The organism is Larkinella harenae (assembly GCF_054780515.1).
The window spans coordinates 315,814-330,959 of the sequence record NZ_BAAGWE010000004.1 but is presented as its reverse complement, the minus strand read 5'-3'; the positions used below and the strand labels follow the sequence as shown (position 1 = coordinate 330,959).

The window sequence follows — 15,146 nt, the reverse complement described above, 5'->3', positions numbered from 1 at the left end:
GTGGAGTAACGGTTGAAGGCAAAAAAATTCTATCTTTGGGAATTAGCCGCTCTTCATGACACAGTTACGTATTTGCCCCGGATCACCGGCCCGTATCCTTCTCCTCTCGGCGCTGGCACTGGCGGGCTGCGAAAAAAACGACAAGGAAGGGTCCGTACCCTTGAACCCAGAAATTGTCTTAAAATCGCATTCGATGACTCCTCCCCTGGTGAAAGCCTTACCGGGTTTTGAAGGGCTCGAAATTCTCCCCCTTATCAGCAGCGATGACCAGTTGCAACAGTCGCCCGGTTTTATACTGGGCCCACAACCCGACGGAGCGGCTTTGCTGAAAAACCCATCGGGCGACGGTTTTATACTGCTGACGAATCACGAGATCATCCGCTCGCTTTCCCGGATTTATCTGGACAAAACTTTCAGGCCCGTCAAAGGTGAATACCTGCTCGATGCCGAAGGCGGAACATGGCGGCTGTGTTCGGGCACCCTGGCCACCCCGCAACAACACGGTTTCGGTCCCGTTTTTCTGACCGTCGGCGAAGGAGATTCGGAAGGTCGGGTCCACGCCATTGATCCGCTGGGCCTTGCCGACAAAAAGAACGCAAACCGTACCTTACCGGCATTGGGAAAAGCTTCACTGGAAAATGCCCTCCCCTTGCCCAAAGATTCGTACCCCAACCAAACCGTTATTGTTATGACGGAAGACGCCACCGACGGTCAGGTTACAATGTATGTTTCCAACTCGGTGGGCGATCTGCAAAACGGAAAGCTTTACACCCTCCGGCGGACCAACCAGGATCCGGTCGAGAAAAACATGCAGGCCGGACAACGGTACGACGTGGAGTTTGTAGAAATTGAAAATGCCAAAACCGCAACGGGTGTGCAAATTGCCGCCCGGCAGCAGGAAAAAAACGTGGTTCAGTTTGCGCGCGTAGAAGACATCGATTACCGCAAAGGCAGCCCGGCTCACGGTCGAGAGCTTTATTTTGCCGTTACCGGTTCGTTCGACCGTGAACGGGTCCAGTGGGGACGGATCTACCGGCTCGAACTTGACCCGTCAAATCCGCTGAAGGGTAAGTTGTCGTTCGTCGCCGACGGCTCTACTGATCCGGGCAAAAATCTCGTCAATCCGGACAACATTTGCGTTACCGAAAATTACGTCTACATCCAGGAAGATGGCGACGCACCAATTACTCCCCCGGACCACGACGGGCGCGTCTGGCAATACAGCATTGCTACCGGGCAGCTGAAACCGATGCTGGAAATGAATCACCGGCGCAATGACCCTGATTTTCAGAAGAAGTACAATCCAATTGGTCACCAGGGCATCAGCACCTGGGAGTACGGCGCCATGCACGACATTTCGGAGATCATCGGTGTGCCCAATACCTTTCTGGTCAATCTACAGGCTCATACCTGGCGCGACACGCGGTTTGTCAACGCCGATGGCAGCTCATTGACCAAAGATGTTAACATTTACGACAACGCCATTGGCAATATGGCCGAAGGAGGACAGATTGTCATTGTTCGTGGTATTCCGAGGTGAAACCGTCAACTCCACTGGTGCTGCTGGCCACAACGCTTCTGGCGGTTGTTTTACTGGGCTGGCTGGATTCACAGACGGTACCCCTGCGGGCTACGGAACGGGCCCAAGCGCAGTTTGCCCGGGATCTGGCCACATTAGACCAGCTGGTCGTTTCCCGGTTGGCACCACTGGCCGAAAGAAGCCGCTCTTCGGACTCGCTCCAAACCGCTTTTCTGGCTTGCCGGCGGGCTTACAAAAAACTGGAGCCATTTACGGAATATTATTTTCCAGCCACAACGCGGTTGGTCAACGGCCCTGCCCTGCCCGAGATCGAAGCCGAAGAAGGAAAGCTCTTTGAGCCCGGTGGCTTTCAGGTAATTGAAGAAATGCTATTTCCCCGTTTCGATCCCCGCGACCGCGACGGGCTGACACGGGAAATCCGGAAACTTCGGCGCGAACTGGGTCGCTATTCGGACCTCTGGAAAGATACCGAACTAACCGATGCCCATATTTTTGATGCCCTGCGTCTGCAACTGTTCCGGATCACTACCCTGGGCATCAGCGGTTTTGACACCCCGATTTGCCAAACGGCTATTCCGGAAGCGGCCAGTGCCATTGAAAGTATTCGGGCCTACGTAGCGCTGTACGCTATTGACCAGGACTCTGTGTATGACCAGCTTCTCCACCGGTTGGAACACACCCAGGCTTACCTGCGTCAACCGATTTCTTTCGATGCGTTTGACCGCGCCCGGTTCATCACGACTTACGCCAATCCGCTTTCCCAACACCTTCTGCATTTTCAGCAACAGCGTTTCATTCCTCCTTTCCAGGAAATTCGCCCGTTGCGCGCCAACGCACCGACGCTTTTTTCGCCGAGGGCTTTCAACCCGGATTTCTACGCACCGAGCGCCGACCTGCGCACGAATCCCGCCAAGGTGCTGCTGGGCGAGCAATTGTTTTCGGACCCTATTCTGTCGATCAGCGACGGCGGGACGGCAAGCCGGCGTTCCTGTGCCAGTTGCCACCAACCATTCCGGGCTTTCAGCGACGGTTTGCCCAAAAATGCAACGCTCTCGGCCGCCCGAGCCGGCCACCGCAATACGCCCACCCTGCTGAATGCGGCTTTGCAAAGCGCGCAATTCTACGATCTCCGCTCGGAAACACTCGAGAATCAATCGTCCGACGTGATTCACAACCCGGATGAAATGCACGGTTCACTAGTTGTTGCGGCCCGGTTGTTACAGCAAAACCCGCTGTATCTCCGCAGGTTCAAACGAGCTTTCCCCCGAATGGGCACCACCATTCAGCCCTTGCATATCCAGAATGCGCTGGCGGCCTACGAACGCTCGCTGATCAGTCTGAACTCACGGTTTGACCAACACATGCGGGGCCAGCGGTCGCCAACCGGAAAACCGTTGCTATCGACCGAAGAATTGGCCGGTTTTAATTTGTTTATGGGCAAAGCTAAATGCGGCACCTGCCATTTTCTGCCCCTCTTCAACGGCACGGTTCCGCCGGCTTTCGCCCACACCGAATCGGAAATTATTGGGGTTCCTGTTCAACCCGGAAGCCATCAGATTGATCCAGATCCGGGCCGTTACGCCCGCTTTCCGCTTGCGGCTCTCCGCTATTCGTTCAAAACTCCGACGATCCGAAACAGCGCACTAACCGCTCCCTATATGCACAACGGTTCATTCAAAACATTGGCGGAAGTGATCGACTTTTACGACCAGGGAGGAGGAAGAGGGCTGGGGATTGCCCTAGCCAATCAAACGTTGCCAGACAGTAAACTTAACCTCACTTCTTTTGAAAAAGCCGCGCTAGTGGCTTTCCTCCGCTCCTTGAATAGTTTACCTGCCAAGGAGCCGGTTTTAGTGTCTCCATAAGATTCACGGAAATATGCTCATACGCTGATCGCTCGTTAGTCGACGGGTAAACCTATTTTTCTTTTCTCAACAATTGCTTTCTAGAGCCTTACTAGCCAATTGGTTACAATTCATCAAGATCCAGTTACTAGACATCATGCACCACCTGCAAAAATATTTTCTCATTATTTTACAGTTAGACTTGTTATAAATTACTCAAAATGTCTTTTTTTTCAAAACATATTCCAAACGTGCAAGTTTGGTACTGGTAATCTAAACGGATTCCAACCCCGTTCCACCGTAACTCCCTTCAAATTTACCCCAGCCGTCAAAATGGTTTTGACGGACAACCCGATGTGTTTATAGCATATCCAACTATTCGCTATGGCATTTAAGATAATCGTTGCCAAACGTACGCTCCGCTCTTGGTGTATGCATGCTTTGCTGTTCACAATGAGTACTTTCCTGGCGGTGAGCAGTGGATATATGGCCTACGAACTTACCCGGGAGAGTTCAATCGCTGTCGGCTTCACCGGCATTGGCTTTTACGTCATGTTCTTCTTCGTCCGTTCTCTCTTTTTTAAAAGGAATTAAATGAGAAAAATTTTACTACTCCTTCTTAGCCCACTTCTTGGATTTAGTCAGCCCCGGCTTGAGATCAAACCGTTTCAATTTTATGTCGAAACGGGTGGTTTTTACGCCACCGCTGGGCAAACCCCGTTCTGGCTGCGCGCCAATCAGTTCGGTATTGTTCCTACAGCCATTCCTTACGCCACCGTTCGCACCGGCTTTCGCCAGGATTACCGGTATTATCCCGTCAGCGATAGTACCTCATCCAAGAAACGGAATTTCTTTGGCGTTGGCTACGGTATTGATCTGGTGGGCAATGTCAGCGCCGGCATGAAAACGTCGTTGCTCGTGCCCGAAATGTACGTCAAAGCCCGGGCCGGGGCTTTTGATCTGATTGTAGGACGCCGTCGGGAAATTATAGGGCTGGTTGATTCCACCCTTACTTCGGGCTCGTACAGCTGGGCGGGCAATGCGCTGCCCATTCCCAAAGTTCAGATCGCCCTGTCGGATTTTACGGCGGTTCCCTTCACAAAAGGTATTCTGGCCTTTCGTGGCTTTTTCGCCCACGGCTGGCTGGACAACCGAAGCATTGTCCGCAACGCGTATTTACACCAGAAAGTCTTGTACGCCCGGCTTGGCAAGCCCAGTTGGCCTGTCAAACTCTACGCCGGTTTCAACCACCAGGTTCAATGGGGTGGCACTACCACGGACTTGTCGGAGGGGTTGGTAAAAAACAACCAGCTTCCTGCCAACCGGCAAGCCTATTACAACATGGTCATGGGAAAAAGCATCAGCGCCAGCTCCCAGAAAGTCGATACCACCTACTTCAGCCGATTTGACCGGGAAAACCGCATCGGTAATCACTTGGGAAGCATTGACGTTGGCCTGGAAATCAGCACGCGCAAGCTGTCGATTCTTTTCTATCGGCAAAGCCTTATTGAGGATGGCTCGCTGTTTTACGGCACCAACCTGGAAGATGGGCTTCACGGAATTCGCTACCGCAACCTGGCTCCCCGTTCATCCGGCCTACGCATCACGGGTGCCGTAGCCGAACTGCTGTATACCAAAAGCCAGGGAGGCAGTGTTTTTGAAGATAGCGATCTGCTTCGGGGACGGGATAATTACTTCAACCACTCGCAATACCGGAACGGCTGGTCGTACATGGGCAATGGCATTGGCACGCCCTTCATCACGCCGATGACCGACACGCGCCCCGACTTACCCCGCTACGGTTTTTTTGTCAACAATCGGGTCCGGGTTTTCCACGCGGGGCTTCAGGGTGCTTTCGCTCAGAATGCCGTATTTCTCATCAAAGTGTCGTACAGCCAGAATTACGGAACGTACGAAATGCCGTTCGCCAATACCGTCGAGCAATTGTCTTCGCTGGTTCAGGTTGGCATTCCGCTGAGCAAAAATGGGTTGCTGGTCACGGTTTCGGCGGCATCCGACCAGGGTGGGTTATTCCAGAACAGCACGGGGGTGTATGCCGGCATCCGCAAGACGTGGGATTATTATAAGTACCGGGCAAATCGCTAACGCCGGATGCCATTGGTTTACGGCCTAATGCGCCAGTCGCTAAACGTCGTAAATCACCCCTTCCGACTAGCCGTCCAGCTGACCCCGCGCTTCGACCAGAAATTTGCGAATTTCCTGCAAACGGGCAATCATCTGCTTGATTTCCGACTGACGGGTTGAGCGCGTTTTCAGGTGCTGGCGCGCTCCCTCCAGCGTCAGCTTTCTTTCTTCGACCAACTCCAGAATAGCCCGCAGGTGCTCAATGTCTTCTTTGGTATAAATGCGGTCGCCCGCCCGGTTTTTTCGGGGCTTAAGGGTCGGAAACTCCTTTTCGTAAAACCGTAGTTTTGAAATATTCACCCCCAGCATGTCGGCCACTTCCCGAATGCCGTAGTACCGTTTGGTTAACTCCTCCATACAACAAACTTCCGTTCTACCCGGAAGAAACACAAGTTATTCCGTAAATTTGCAAAACAATTCAATCCGTAGTCATTCGATGACCGATGACGCACCAGACAGTACCATGACTTCTTCCGAAATTCGCCAGCACTTTTTAGACTTCTTTAGCAGCAAAGACCACCTGATTGTGGCTTCAGCGCCCCTGGTTGCCAAAAACGACCCCACGCTGATGTTCAATAATTCGGGGATGGCTCAATTTAAAGATTTTTTTCTGGGCAACGGAACACCGCCCGCCAAACGCGTGGCCGATACCCAGAAATGCCTGCGGGTTTCGGGCAAGCACAATGACCTGGAAGATGTAGGGTTCGACACCTACCACCATACGATGTTCGAAATGCTCGGCAACTGGTCATTCGGTGATTATTTCAAGAAAGAAGCCATTAGCTGGGCCTGGGAACTGCTGACGGAAGTGTACGGATTGCCGAAAGACCGGTTGTATGTTTCGGTTTTTCAGGGTGATGAAAGAGACAATGTTCCTTTCGATCAGGAAGCCTGGGATCTGTGGAAACCGATTGTGGGCGAAGAGCGCATCATTCTCGGCAACAAAAAGGATAACTTCTGGGAAATGGGCGATACGGGTCCGTGTGGCCCCTGCTCCGAAATCCACGTTGACCTGCGCCCCCAGGCCGACGTCGATCAGAAACCCGGCAAGGAGTTGGTGAACGCCGATCACCCGCAGGTAGTGGAAATCTGGAACCTGGTCTTCATGCAGTTCAACCGCAAGGCCGACGGATCACTGGAACCGCTGCCCGCCCGGCACGTTGATACGGGCATGGGCTTCGAACGGCTTTGCATGGCCATTCAGGGCAAGCTATCGAACTACGATACCGATGTCTTTACGCACACGATTCGGGTCATTGAAGAGATTTCGGGCAAAACATACGCGGGTTCGCAACGCGACTACCCGGATGTAGCCATGCGCGTGATTGCCGATCACATCCGGGCGGTTTCGTTTGCCATCGCCGACGGTTTGATTCCGTCGAATGCGCGGGCGGGGTATGTAATCCGCCGGATTTTGCGCCGTGCCGTGCGCTACGGGTATTCGTACCTCGGTTTTACTGAACCGTTCCTGACCAAGCTCGTACCAACGCTGGCGTTGCAGTTTGCCGACGTTTTTCCGGAACTGAACGCCCAGCGCGATTTCGTGGCGACGGTGATTCGGGAAGAAGAAGCTGCGTTTCTGCGCACCCTCGAAAACGGCCTGAAACTGCTGGATAAAATCACCGCCGAACTGACGCAGAAAAACGAAAAAGTAATCGATGGCGCGACGGTTTTTGAACTGAACGATACCTTCGGCTTCCCGGTCGACCTGACGGCGCTAATTGCCCGCGAAAAAGGCTTCTCGATTGACGAAGACGGTTTCCAGAAAGCGCTCCAGCAACAGAAGGAACGCTCGCGGAAAGATGCTACCTCCTCAACCGGCGACTGGACCGAGCTTAACGATATCGACGGAGTCGAGTTTTTGGGATACGATCAGGTCGTAGCCGAAGCGCGGGTAGCCAAATACCGGAAGGTGCAGAACAAACAGGGTACGCAATACCAGATTGTGCTGGATCGGACCCCGTTCTACGCCGAATCCGGCGGTCAGATTGGTGATACCGGCGCACTGGAAGTCCTGCTGGGCGACGAAAAAGTACTCATCCGAATTGCCGATACCAAAAAAGAAAACGACCTGATCATTCACATTTCCAACGATAAAAATCTGGAGGAAGTGCTGGATAATCATTCGATTGTTCTGGCGAAAGTAGACGCCGACCGGCGCAACGCCATCTCCGACAACCACTCGGCTACCCACCTGCTGCACGCGGCCCTGCGGGACGTCCTGGGCAAACACGTGGCCCAGAAAGGTTCGTACGTCGGGCCGGACGCGCTGCGCTTTGACTTCTCCCACTTCAGCAAGGTGACGGACGAAGAACTGGCGGAGGTAGAACGGATTGTGAACGAGAAAATTCGCGAAAATATTCCCTTGATCGAACGGCGCAATGTCCCCATCGAAGAGGCTAAAACCCTCGGAGCGATGGCGTTGTTCGGCGAAAAATACGGTGATTTCGTACGGGTAATTACATTCGATCCGAATTATTCCGTCGAACTTTGCGGAGGAACGCACGTTCCGGCCACGGGACAGATTGGCCTCTTCAAATTCACTTCGGAAGGATCGGTATCAACGGGCGTTCGGCGGATCGAAGCCGTAACGGCCGAAAAGGCGCTGGCCCTCCTGAACGAACAGCAGGCCACCCTGACGCAACTCAAAGACTTGCTCAAAGCCCCCAAAGATGTTGTCAAAGCCGTTCAGAGCTTGCTGGACGAGCGCCAGCAGTTGCAGAAAAAAATTGACGCGCTGGAAGCCGAAAAATTGCAGCAGGTGAAGTCCGACCTCCTGACAAAGGTACACGCCAACAATGGGCATTTTGTGATCGTCGAGCGTGTCAATGTTCCTTCGGCGGATGCCTTGAAACAACTGGCGTACGATCTGAAAGCCAAAGTCGACAACCTCGCGCTGGTGCTTGGCTCCGACATTAACGGAAAACCGCAACTGGCGGTCATGTTGCCCGATGAACTCATCAGTGGCAAAAACCTCCACGCAGGTAATCTGGTGAAAGAGCTGGCAAAAGAAATCCGTGGAGGAGGTGGCGGCCAACCGTTCTTTGCCACGGCGGGCGGTTCCGATGCCAGTGGCCTGGATCGCGCCCTGGCCAAAGGCCGGGAGCTGCTGGGTAAATAATTTTACAGTACACAGTTTACGGTGGGTTGACACATGCTTTTAATGCGTCAGCTCACCGTACCTGTATACCGTCAACCGTCAAGGTGTCACATTGGAATTCTTTTCATCGTACTCCCCTTTTTGGTGTTCAGAGCCAAAGATAGAGCCCAGGTACGAGTGCTGCCAGTCTTCCACTTGATCGGGCGTTTTTAGCTCTTCAATCTGTGTAATCCGGTGTTTCAGATGCGGATACTGCGCATCCAGATCCTGCACAATTAAGGCAGCATCGGGTTCTCCACTTAATTTCATGGGTATCGTGGTGGGTGTTTCAACGCCTAGTTCGTCAACCCCAACGGCGTGTATAACAAACATCTTTTCCATACAAGTACTGGTTTTTCAATATAACTCACGAAAGGCCCAAAAGTTAGCGGGTTACCCCCGGTGTGTCAGCTTTATCATTTACCAAACGGTTGATCATGCCGCTCTGGAAAACACTATCTTTACTAAAATCCCCGCACGGACCTGGTTACGATAATCTTCTTCATCCGATGAACCGACTCCACTCTTATTCCCTTGTTCCGGTTTTCCTGTTCGCTTTACTCATTAGCAGGCCTTCTTCCACGGAACAGCACCCATCCTCCAAATCGGCTCCCAAAGCCCCGGCGGTTCCCTCCGCACCCGTATGCGGTCTGGCTCACGTGGGTGGAATTCCGACTTCGCTCCTGCAACAGTCTGTCGCCCTGCGGTCCAGGGTCGGGCAATTCCCGACTCCAACCTCCACTACAAACCCGAAAGCACAGGCTTTTTTTGAACAGGGCATGGCGTATCTGCATGGCTATTCGCTGGTCGAAGCCGCCCGGTCGTTCCACGAGGCCCTGCACCACGATTCAACGTTTGTGATGGCGCACGTTGGCCTGAGCCGTCTGTATATTCAGCTGGAAGATAACCAGACCGCCCGCAAAGCTGCCGAAAAAGCGCAATCGTTTTCAAAACTTGCGTCACCCCGCGAAAAAGCCCATATTGAAGCCCGGTTTGCCCAACTCAAAGCCGTTGACTCACTTAGCAATCAGAACCTGCTGAATGAGTATCGCAGCAAATTAAACACGCTGGTCAGGCAGTTTCCTACGGACCCGGAGCTATGGTTGCTGGCAGGTAATTCCTACGAAAAATTCGCTACAGGCCGCGGCCAGGGAACCTCTTCGGCCAGCATTGCGATTTACGAAAAAGTACTCCAGCTCGCACCCGACCATCCGGCAGCCCACCATTACCTGATTCATGCCTACGAGGGGATGGGTGATTACCACAAAGCCCTGGAACACGGCAAAGCCTACGCCCGACTGGCCCCGAATCTGGCCCATGCCCTGCATATGTACGCCCACGACCTGATGAAAACCGGCAACGTGGATGAAGCCATTGCCGAAATGAAACAAACCGACGCCATCGAACGGAATTTATACACCAGCGAAAAGTATGAATCGATGTACGACTGGCACCACATTCATAACATCTCGCTGCTGGCCTTGTGCTACCAATACCAAGGCCGGATTCAGGAAGCCGAAAAACTGGTCAAAGAACGGTTTGACACCAAACGGCCCATCAATCAGGAGCGGACGTTCTACAACAAAATGGGGTATCCCGCCCTGCTGCTCTCCCAAAACCGGGACAGCGAAGCTGCGCCTATTGCCGAAGAAATGACCAAAGGCAAAACACCCGGTGAGCGCGTTATCGGCCACTATCTGCTGGGCATGATGGCATTGAAGCAGCAACGCATGGAAGCCGCCCAGGCTTCGCTGAAAGCGGCTCAGAACGAACTGGCCGAAGCCAAAAAAGCCACGCAAACTGATTGGCTTAACGCCTGGCTGGACCCACATCCGAAGCTGCTGGCGGCCCTCATTACCCTGCACGACCCCGCCAACCGGGAGAAAGGCCTGGCCGATATCCGGAAATTCCAGACCAGCGCCCGGAACCAAACCGGGCCGGATCCCTGGATCGAAGCACTGTTTCAACTGGAACTGATTGCGCAGGTTGCCCACCAGTTAAAGATTAATGATTTTGCGGAAGAGTCGGCCAGGGTACTCGCCGAGCACGATCCCGTCTACCCGGGCACCCATTTTGCCCTCGCTCGCATTGCCGACCTGAAGGGTGACAAAACCACCGCCGAACGCGAACGTCAGCTCGCCCGTCAGGGCTGGGCCAAAGCCGATGGCCCTTTTTTAGTGCGTAATTTCCCAAAAAACAAATGAAAAATCCCATATTGCATCATAATCCCATATAATACAGCCGGTCAGGTTTTAAGGATCTGACCGGTTTGCTGATTCGTTATGGGTAGGGTCCAGTCCATTTACCGTCTGCTGATTCCCTCGAAAATGGCTTTTGTAAAAATCCACTGCAAGCTGCTCCAGCTGAGTATCTTCCTGGGTATTTATTTCTTCCTTACACCCGCCAAAGCCCAGTGGAGCGGGGCCGACAGCCTGATCAATACGTTCAAACCCATAGCCAGTTATTATTATCTCAAACCAATTTGGGGCCAGTTCCAGAACCAATCAACGCTTCAGGGGCACAGCCGGTTTACGAAAACTTATCCCGGCAATTTGTTCAACACCACTTTTGGGCTGGCAATCGGCTACCACCGTGAGCGCTGGGAGCTGGAAACCGGTATTTTGAATCTTCCCGTAGCCACCGGTTACCGTTTTCCGTTTGAGCCGGTCAACGAGATGTACGCGACGGGCATTGGCCAGAGCCGACGAATTACGTATGCCCACATACCACTAATTTTCCGATATACGGTCTGGCAACCAGGAAAACGGTTTGAGCTCCGGGCGTCAGCAGGAATGGGGTTGATCTGGGAAAGCAGCGGAATACGTTTCAACCCCAGCAGTGTCTCAACGCTAACAAATATCGGCTCAAACGGCACACCGCGCACCGTTACCTCTACGACGCATACTGGTAATAAAGAATCATTTTTGATTGGCCTGGCCGGGCTTGATCTGCACTGGAAATTGGGTCGCCGACTGGGGGCTAATTTATCGGTGAAACGGGTTTTCAGTCAAAAAGAAATTGTCTGGATGGATACGACCGTTGAACCGTATGGCGAAATGGTTCCCTATAAAACCCGGGCCGTTGGCGCTGCCAACGGTTTTATGTTCCAGCTTGGGCTTCAATATCAATTTTCACACCGAAAAACTTACAAACCGTTGGAGCAAGATGAGTAAATTAAACTGGCAGCTCACTCGCAATCCGACAAGGTAAACGTGTACGACCGCTGTTTACCCTCTTCATCAATGGTCTGGGCGATTGCAAGGTTGTGACGGTTTTTGTCCACCTTCGTCACCTGATAATCACGGGCCAACCGAAAAGTACCCGCCTGATCCAGATCGTAGCTCTTAACGGATTTCAGGACGTTGCTTTTCCACGGTATCTGGCGATGGTGATCAAATGGCAACCCGTGGGTCATCAGTAAAGACTCGGTGCTACGGATGGCATTATCGTACTCGATTTCGTCGTAGCCAACTTTCAAATCGTTTTCGATGAACTCAAATTTGACCTTCCCGTTTGCTTCATAGGTGTATACTTTTTCGTAAGGAAATTCCTGCGGATCAGCGGGCATACCGGCAAAGCGGGTGATGCGGCCCTGGTTGTCGTACCGGACAGTAGTGGTATAAAGGGTTTCGGCTCCGAGCAAATCTTTCACTTCGGTCAGCTTTCCGTTAGTCCATTTGAATTCCATCCGGTTTCCCGTCCACTCATCCGTAACATGGTCCGGCACTTTCCCATTCAACAGAATGGAAGCACTAACTACCTGGTTGCTAGCATTGTATTGATACGTATACTCGTACACCGATACCGAACTACCCGATCCGCGCAGCGTCAGGGTGCGTTTGCTAATCAACCCCGCCGAATTATACTGGAATTCGTCTTTGTCTCCGCTTTGCGCCTGAATAGCGGTCAGCTTGCACTGCGCATCAGACGGCTCTGGCGGATCAACTTCCGACTTCTTGCAGTTTGTTAGAACCAGCGCTAAAAAACTGAACACCAAAAACTTCTGAACTTTTTTCATGGATGAAAAATGGGTGGTTTGATTGCGATTTCTCGCGGCAAACCTACATCCATTGCCCGGTTCAGCTATCTTGATTTGTATGAAACGCCCAAACCGTTATCTGAAAATCATCTTTTCCGATGGGATCAATCCAACGGTCATTCAAAGGACTTTATCCGGTGTAATGGGTAAATCCCGAATCCGCTTGCCGGTAGCATGAAAAACCGCATTGGCCACCGCAGCCGCCACCCCAACAATGGCAATCTCGCCCAACCCCTTCGCCCCAATCGGATTGACAAATTGATCCGGCTGATCAACGTATAAAACATCGATGGACGGAACATCGGCGTTTACCGGAATGTGATAGTTCGCCAAATCGCTGGTTACGTAACACCCGTAGCGGTGATCCATCACCGATTCCTCCATCAGCGCCATGCCAATGCCGCCGACTACCCCTCCGATGGATTGGCTGCGGGCAGTTTTGTGATTAATAATAGTACCCACATCCGCGCAGGTGACGACCCGTTTCACCCGCACCTCGCCCGTCACCGGGCTCACGTGCACCTCCACAAAATGACACCCAAAGGAGTACATCGAATGCCGATCCCGTTCGGCGCCCGGCTTCGCTTCTTCCGTTACTTCCACCTGAGGCAATTGATGGTGTTTCAAAATATCGGTAAACAAGACGTTCCGATTTGGCTCATCGACCGAAAAAAATCGTCCGTTTTTTGTCTTCACAGTCTCGGGGTGTCGATTCGCTAAAATACTACCGGGCATGGTGGCTCCCAGCGTGAGCAGTTTTAGTTTGAGCGCTTCACAGGCGATGTGCACAGCCGACCCAACACTCGTGATGGTGGCCGAACCATTTTGGCCGGGCGCATCAGGCAGCGAAGAGTCGCCCAGATCGCACTGAATTTTCTTCGGGTCGATCCCCAGGACCTGAGAGGTTATCCGGATCAGTGCCGTTCCGGTACCGGGCCCAATGTCCATCGTGGCACTCTGCACCACCACAGAACCGTCGGCCCGCAGAACAACTCTGGCTTTGGAAGGATGACGATGAAAACCGTACAAACTGGAAGCCATCCCGTAGCCCACCATCATCCCGTCCTTGTGCATAGAACGTGGCTTGAGCCGACGGTTTTTCCAGCCAAACCGATCAGCACCCAGTTGGTAACACTCCTTCAGAAACTTGGCTGACCAGGGCAGGTTCCGCTCCGGGTCCGCATCAGCGTGATTCAGCAAACGCAATTCCAACGGATCCAGGTTGAGCGCAAAAGCCAGTTCATCGAGCGCCGACTCCAGCGCAAACATGCCCGTGGCATCGCCCGGCCCCCGCATCCAGGTTGGGGTATTAACGTCCAGAGGGAGTAACCGGTAGCGCGTTGACACGTGCGGACAGGCGTACATAACCCGCGTGGCCAGAACCGTTCGTTCCAAATGCTCTTCGTACGTAGAGGTCTGACCAATCCCTTCGTGTGTCAGCGAGAGGAGCTTTCCGGTTTTGCTCGCGCCCAGCGTGAGCTTCTGCACCGTATACGGACGGTAGCCCACCGACGTAAACATTTGTTCCCGGCCCAACACCAGCTTAACAGGCCGCTTCACTTTTTTTGCGGCCAGCACAGCCGCTACGGTATGAGGCCACACCCGAATGCCCGACCCGAACGCCCCGCCAATAAACGGTGAAATCACTTTTACATTCTCACGGGGTATTTTGAACGCATTGGCTAGGTTGCCCTGCACGGACTTAACGCCCTGATTTTTATCGTAAACCGTCAGTCGATCTTCTGTTTCCCATGCCGCTACAATGGCGTGCGGCTCCAGGGGCTGGTGGTGCTGCGTCGGTACGATGTACGAAACATCCAGCCGAACATCAGCCGTTTGAATGACTGCCGGATTACCCCGATCATAATCCTGGAAAGGCGATGTTTGGTTACGTCGGACACTACCGGGCAAAACGGCGTTTGCCTGGTTGGCGTCGAAATCCGTTTGATGCGTATCACCCTCATAATCAACACGCACCAGGGTAGCCGCGTACTGCGCCTGCTCGGGTGTGTTGGCAATGACTAACGCTACGGGTTGCCCGCTGAAGTAGATGAAGGAATCATAAAACACACGAAAAGCGGTGCCGACCGTTGCCCGTTCAGCGGGTTGTTTTACCGAACCGTAAGCGGGTACACCCGGCGAATTGAGATGGCTCAGAACCGCCAGGACCCCGGCTGCCTTTTCGGCCTGTTGTGTAGTAAGGGTTAGGATACGCCCTTTGGCAATGGTGCTGGTCACCAGCACGGCGTGGGCCAGCTGGTCCAGGCGGTATTCGGCGGAATAGGTGGCGGCACCGGTAACCTTCAATCGCCCATCGACGCGATCCAGCGAAGGTTTATCATCCGGTGACTTCAAAAATACGTTTGCCATAAAGCTCGTTTAAGAAATAGCTGCGGCTTGTTTCAGCGCGTGGACGATGGCGTTCGGCACTAGTTTCAA

At 53.0% G+C, this 15,146-nt stretch carries 10 protein-coding genes; 6 read left to right on the top strand and 4 right to left on the bottom strand.

Annotation, left to right across the window (positions count from 1 at the left end; all coding sequences use genetic code 11):
- Positions 1 to 55 precede the first annotated feature (55 nt).
- The 3 genes from ACYVH9_RS21400 to ACYVH9_RS21390 all read left to right on the top strand — a co-directional run bounded on the left by ACYVH9_RS21400 (position 56) and on the right by ACYVH9_RS21390 (position 5,490).
- Positions 56 to 1,540, top strand: a complete 1,485-nt coding sequence (locus ACYVH9_RS21400) for a PhoX family protein (protein WP_460638440.1) — start codon at positions 56 to 58, stop codon at positions 1,538 to 1,540.
- On the top strand, positions 1,537 to 3,405 hold the full coding sequence (locus ACYVH9_RS21395) for a cytochrome-c peroxidase (RefSeq protein ID WP_460638439.1): 1,869 nt from the start codon (positions 1,537 to 1,539) through the stop codon (positions 3,403 to 3,405). The genes ACYVH9_RS21400 and ACYVH9_RS21395 overlap by 4 nt, the downstream gene beginning before the upstream one ends.
- A gap of 573 nt (positions 3,406 to 3,978) precedes the next feature.
- Positions 3,979 to 5,490, top strand: coding sequence for a capsule assembly Wzi family protein (locus ACYVH9_RS21390; RefSeq protein WP_460638438.1), 1,512 nt, complete (start codon positions 3,979 to 3,981; stop codon positions 5,488 to 5,490).
- Between the two features lie 66 nt (positions 5,491 to 5,556).
- On the opposite strand, the gene ACYVH9_RS21385 is transcribed toward ACYVH9_RS21390, so the two are convergent.
- Positions 5,557 to 5,886 (bottom strand): MerR family transcriptional regulator, encoded by a 330-nt coding sequence (locus ACYVH9_RS21385; RefSeq protein ID WP_460638437.1) that lies wholly within the window; start codon positions 5,884 to 5,886, stop codon positions 5,557 to 5,559.
- 106 nt (positions 5,887 to 5,992) lie between these two features.
- On the opposite strand from ACYVH9_RS21385, the gene alaS reads away from it, so the two are divergent.
- Positions 5,993 to 8,650 (top strand): alanine--tRNA ligase, encoded by a 2,658-nt coding sequence (gene alaS / locus ACYVH9_RS21380; protein WP_460638436.1) that lies wholly within the window; start codon positions 5,993 to 5,995, stop codon positions 8,648 to 8,650.
- Positions 8,651 to 8,728: 78 nt separating this feature from the next.
- Here alaS and ACYVH9_RS21375 read toward each other — a convergent pair whose 3' ends face one another.
- On the bottom strand, positions 8,729 to 9,010 hold the full coding sequence (locus ACYVH9_RS21375) for a hypothetical protein (RefSeq protein ID WP_460638435.1): 282 nt from the start codon (positions 9,008 to 9,010) through the stop codon (positions 8,729 to 8,731).
- A 167-nt stretch (positions 9,011 to 9,177) separates the two neighbouring features.
- On the opposite strand from ACYVH9_RS21375, the gene ACYVH9_RS21370 reads away from it, so the two are divergent.
- Together ACYVH9_RS21370 and ACYVH9_RS21365 are read left to right on the top strand one after the other, a co-directional pair.
- Positions 9,178 to 10,872 (top strand): tetratricopeptide repeat protein, encoded by a 1,695-nt coding sequence (locus ACYVH9_RS21370; protein ID WP_460638434.1) that lies wholly within the window; start codon positions 9,178 to 9,180, stop codon positions 10,870 to 10,872.
- Positions 10,873 to 10,995: 123 nt separating this feature from the next.
- A complete protein-coding gene (locus ACYVH9_RS21365) occupies positions 10,996 to 11,841 on the top strand; it encodes a hypothetical protein (RefSeq protein WP_460638433.1) in 846 nt (281 codons plus the stop codon).
- Positions 11,842 to 11,855: 14 nt separating this feature from the next.
- Here the strand turns inward: ACYVH9_RS21365 and ACYVH9_RS21360 are convergent, their stop codons facing one another.
- Together ACYVH9_RS21360 and ACYVH9_RS21355 are read right to left on the bottom strand one after the other, a co-directional pair.
- A complete protein-coding gene (locus ACYVH9_RS21360; protein ID WP_460638432.1) occupies positions 11,856 to 12,686 on the bottom strand; it encodes a hypothetical protein in 831 nt (276 codons plus the stop codon).
- A 141-nt stretch (positions 12,687 to 12,827) separates the two neighbouring features.
- Positions 12,828 to 15,077, bottom strand: coding sequence for a xanthine dehydrogenase family protein molybdopterin-binding subunit (locus tag ACYVH9_RS21355; RefSeq protein WP_460638431.1), 2,250 nt, complete (start codon positions 15,075 to 15,077; stop codon positions 12,828 to 12,830).
- Positions 15,078 to 15,146: the final 69 nt, after the last annotated feature.

Coding starts and splice junctions, on each gene's coding strand:
- ACYVH9_RS21400 (WP_460638440.1), top strand. CDS start 56: ATGACACAGTTACGTATTTGCCCCGGATCACCGGCCCGTATCCTTCTC.
- ACYVH9_RS21390 (WP_460638438.1), top strand. CDS start 3,979: ATGAGAAAAATTTTACTACTCCTTCTTAGCCCACTTCTTGGATTTAGT.
- ACYVH9_RS21385 (WP_460638437.1), bottom strand. CDS start 5,886: ATGGAGGAGTTAACCAAACGGTACTACGGCATTCGGGAAGTGGCCGAC.
- alaS (WP_460638436.1), top strand. CDS start 5,993: ATGACTTCTTCCGAAATTCGCCAGCACTTTTTAGACTTCTTTAGCAGC.
- ACYVH9_RS21375 (WP_460638435.1), bottom strand. CDS start 9,010: ATGGAAAAGATGTTTGTTATACACGCCGTTGGGGTTGACGAACTAGGC.
- ACYVH9_RS21370 (WP_460638434.1), top strand. CDS start 9,178: ATGAACCGACTCCACTCTTATTCCCTTGTTCCGGTTTTCCTGTTCGCT.
- ACYVH9_RS21365 (WP_460638433.1), top strand. CDS start 10,996: ATGGCTTTTGTAAAAATCCACTGCAAGCTGCTCCAGCTGAGTATCTTC.
- ACYVH9_RS21360 (WP_460638432.1), bottom strand. CDS start 12,686: ATGAAAAAAGTTCAGAAGTTTTTGGTGTTCAGTTTTTTAGCGCTGGTT.
- ACYVH9_RS21355 (WP_460638431.1), bottom strand. CDS start 15,077: ATGGCAAACGTATTTTTGAAGTCACCGGATGATAAACCTTCGCTGGAT.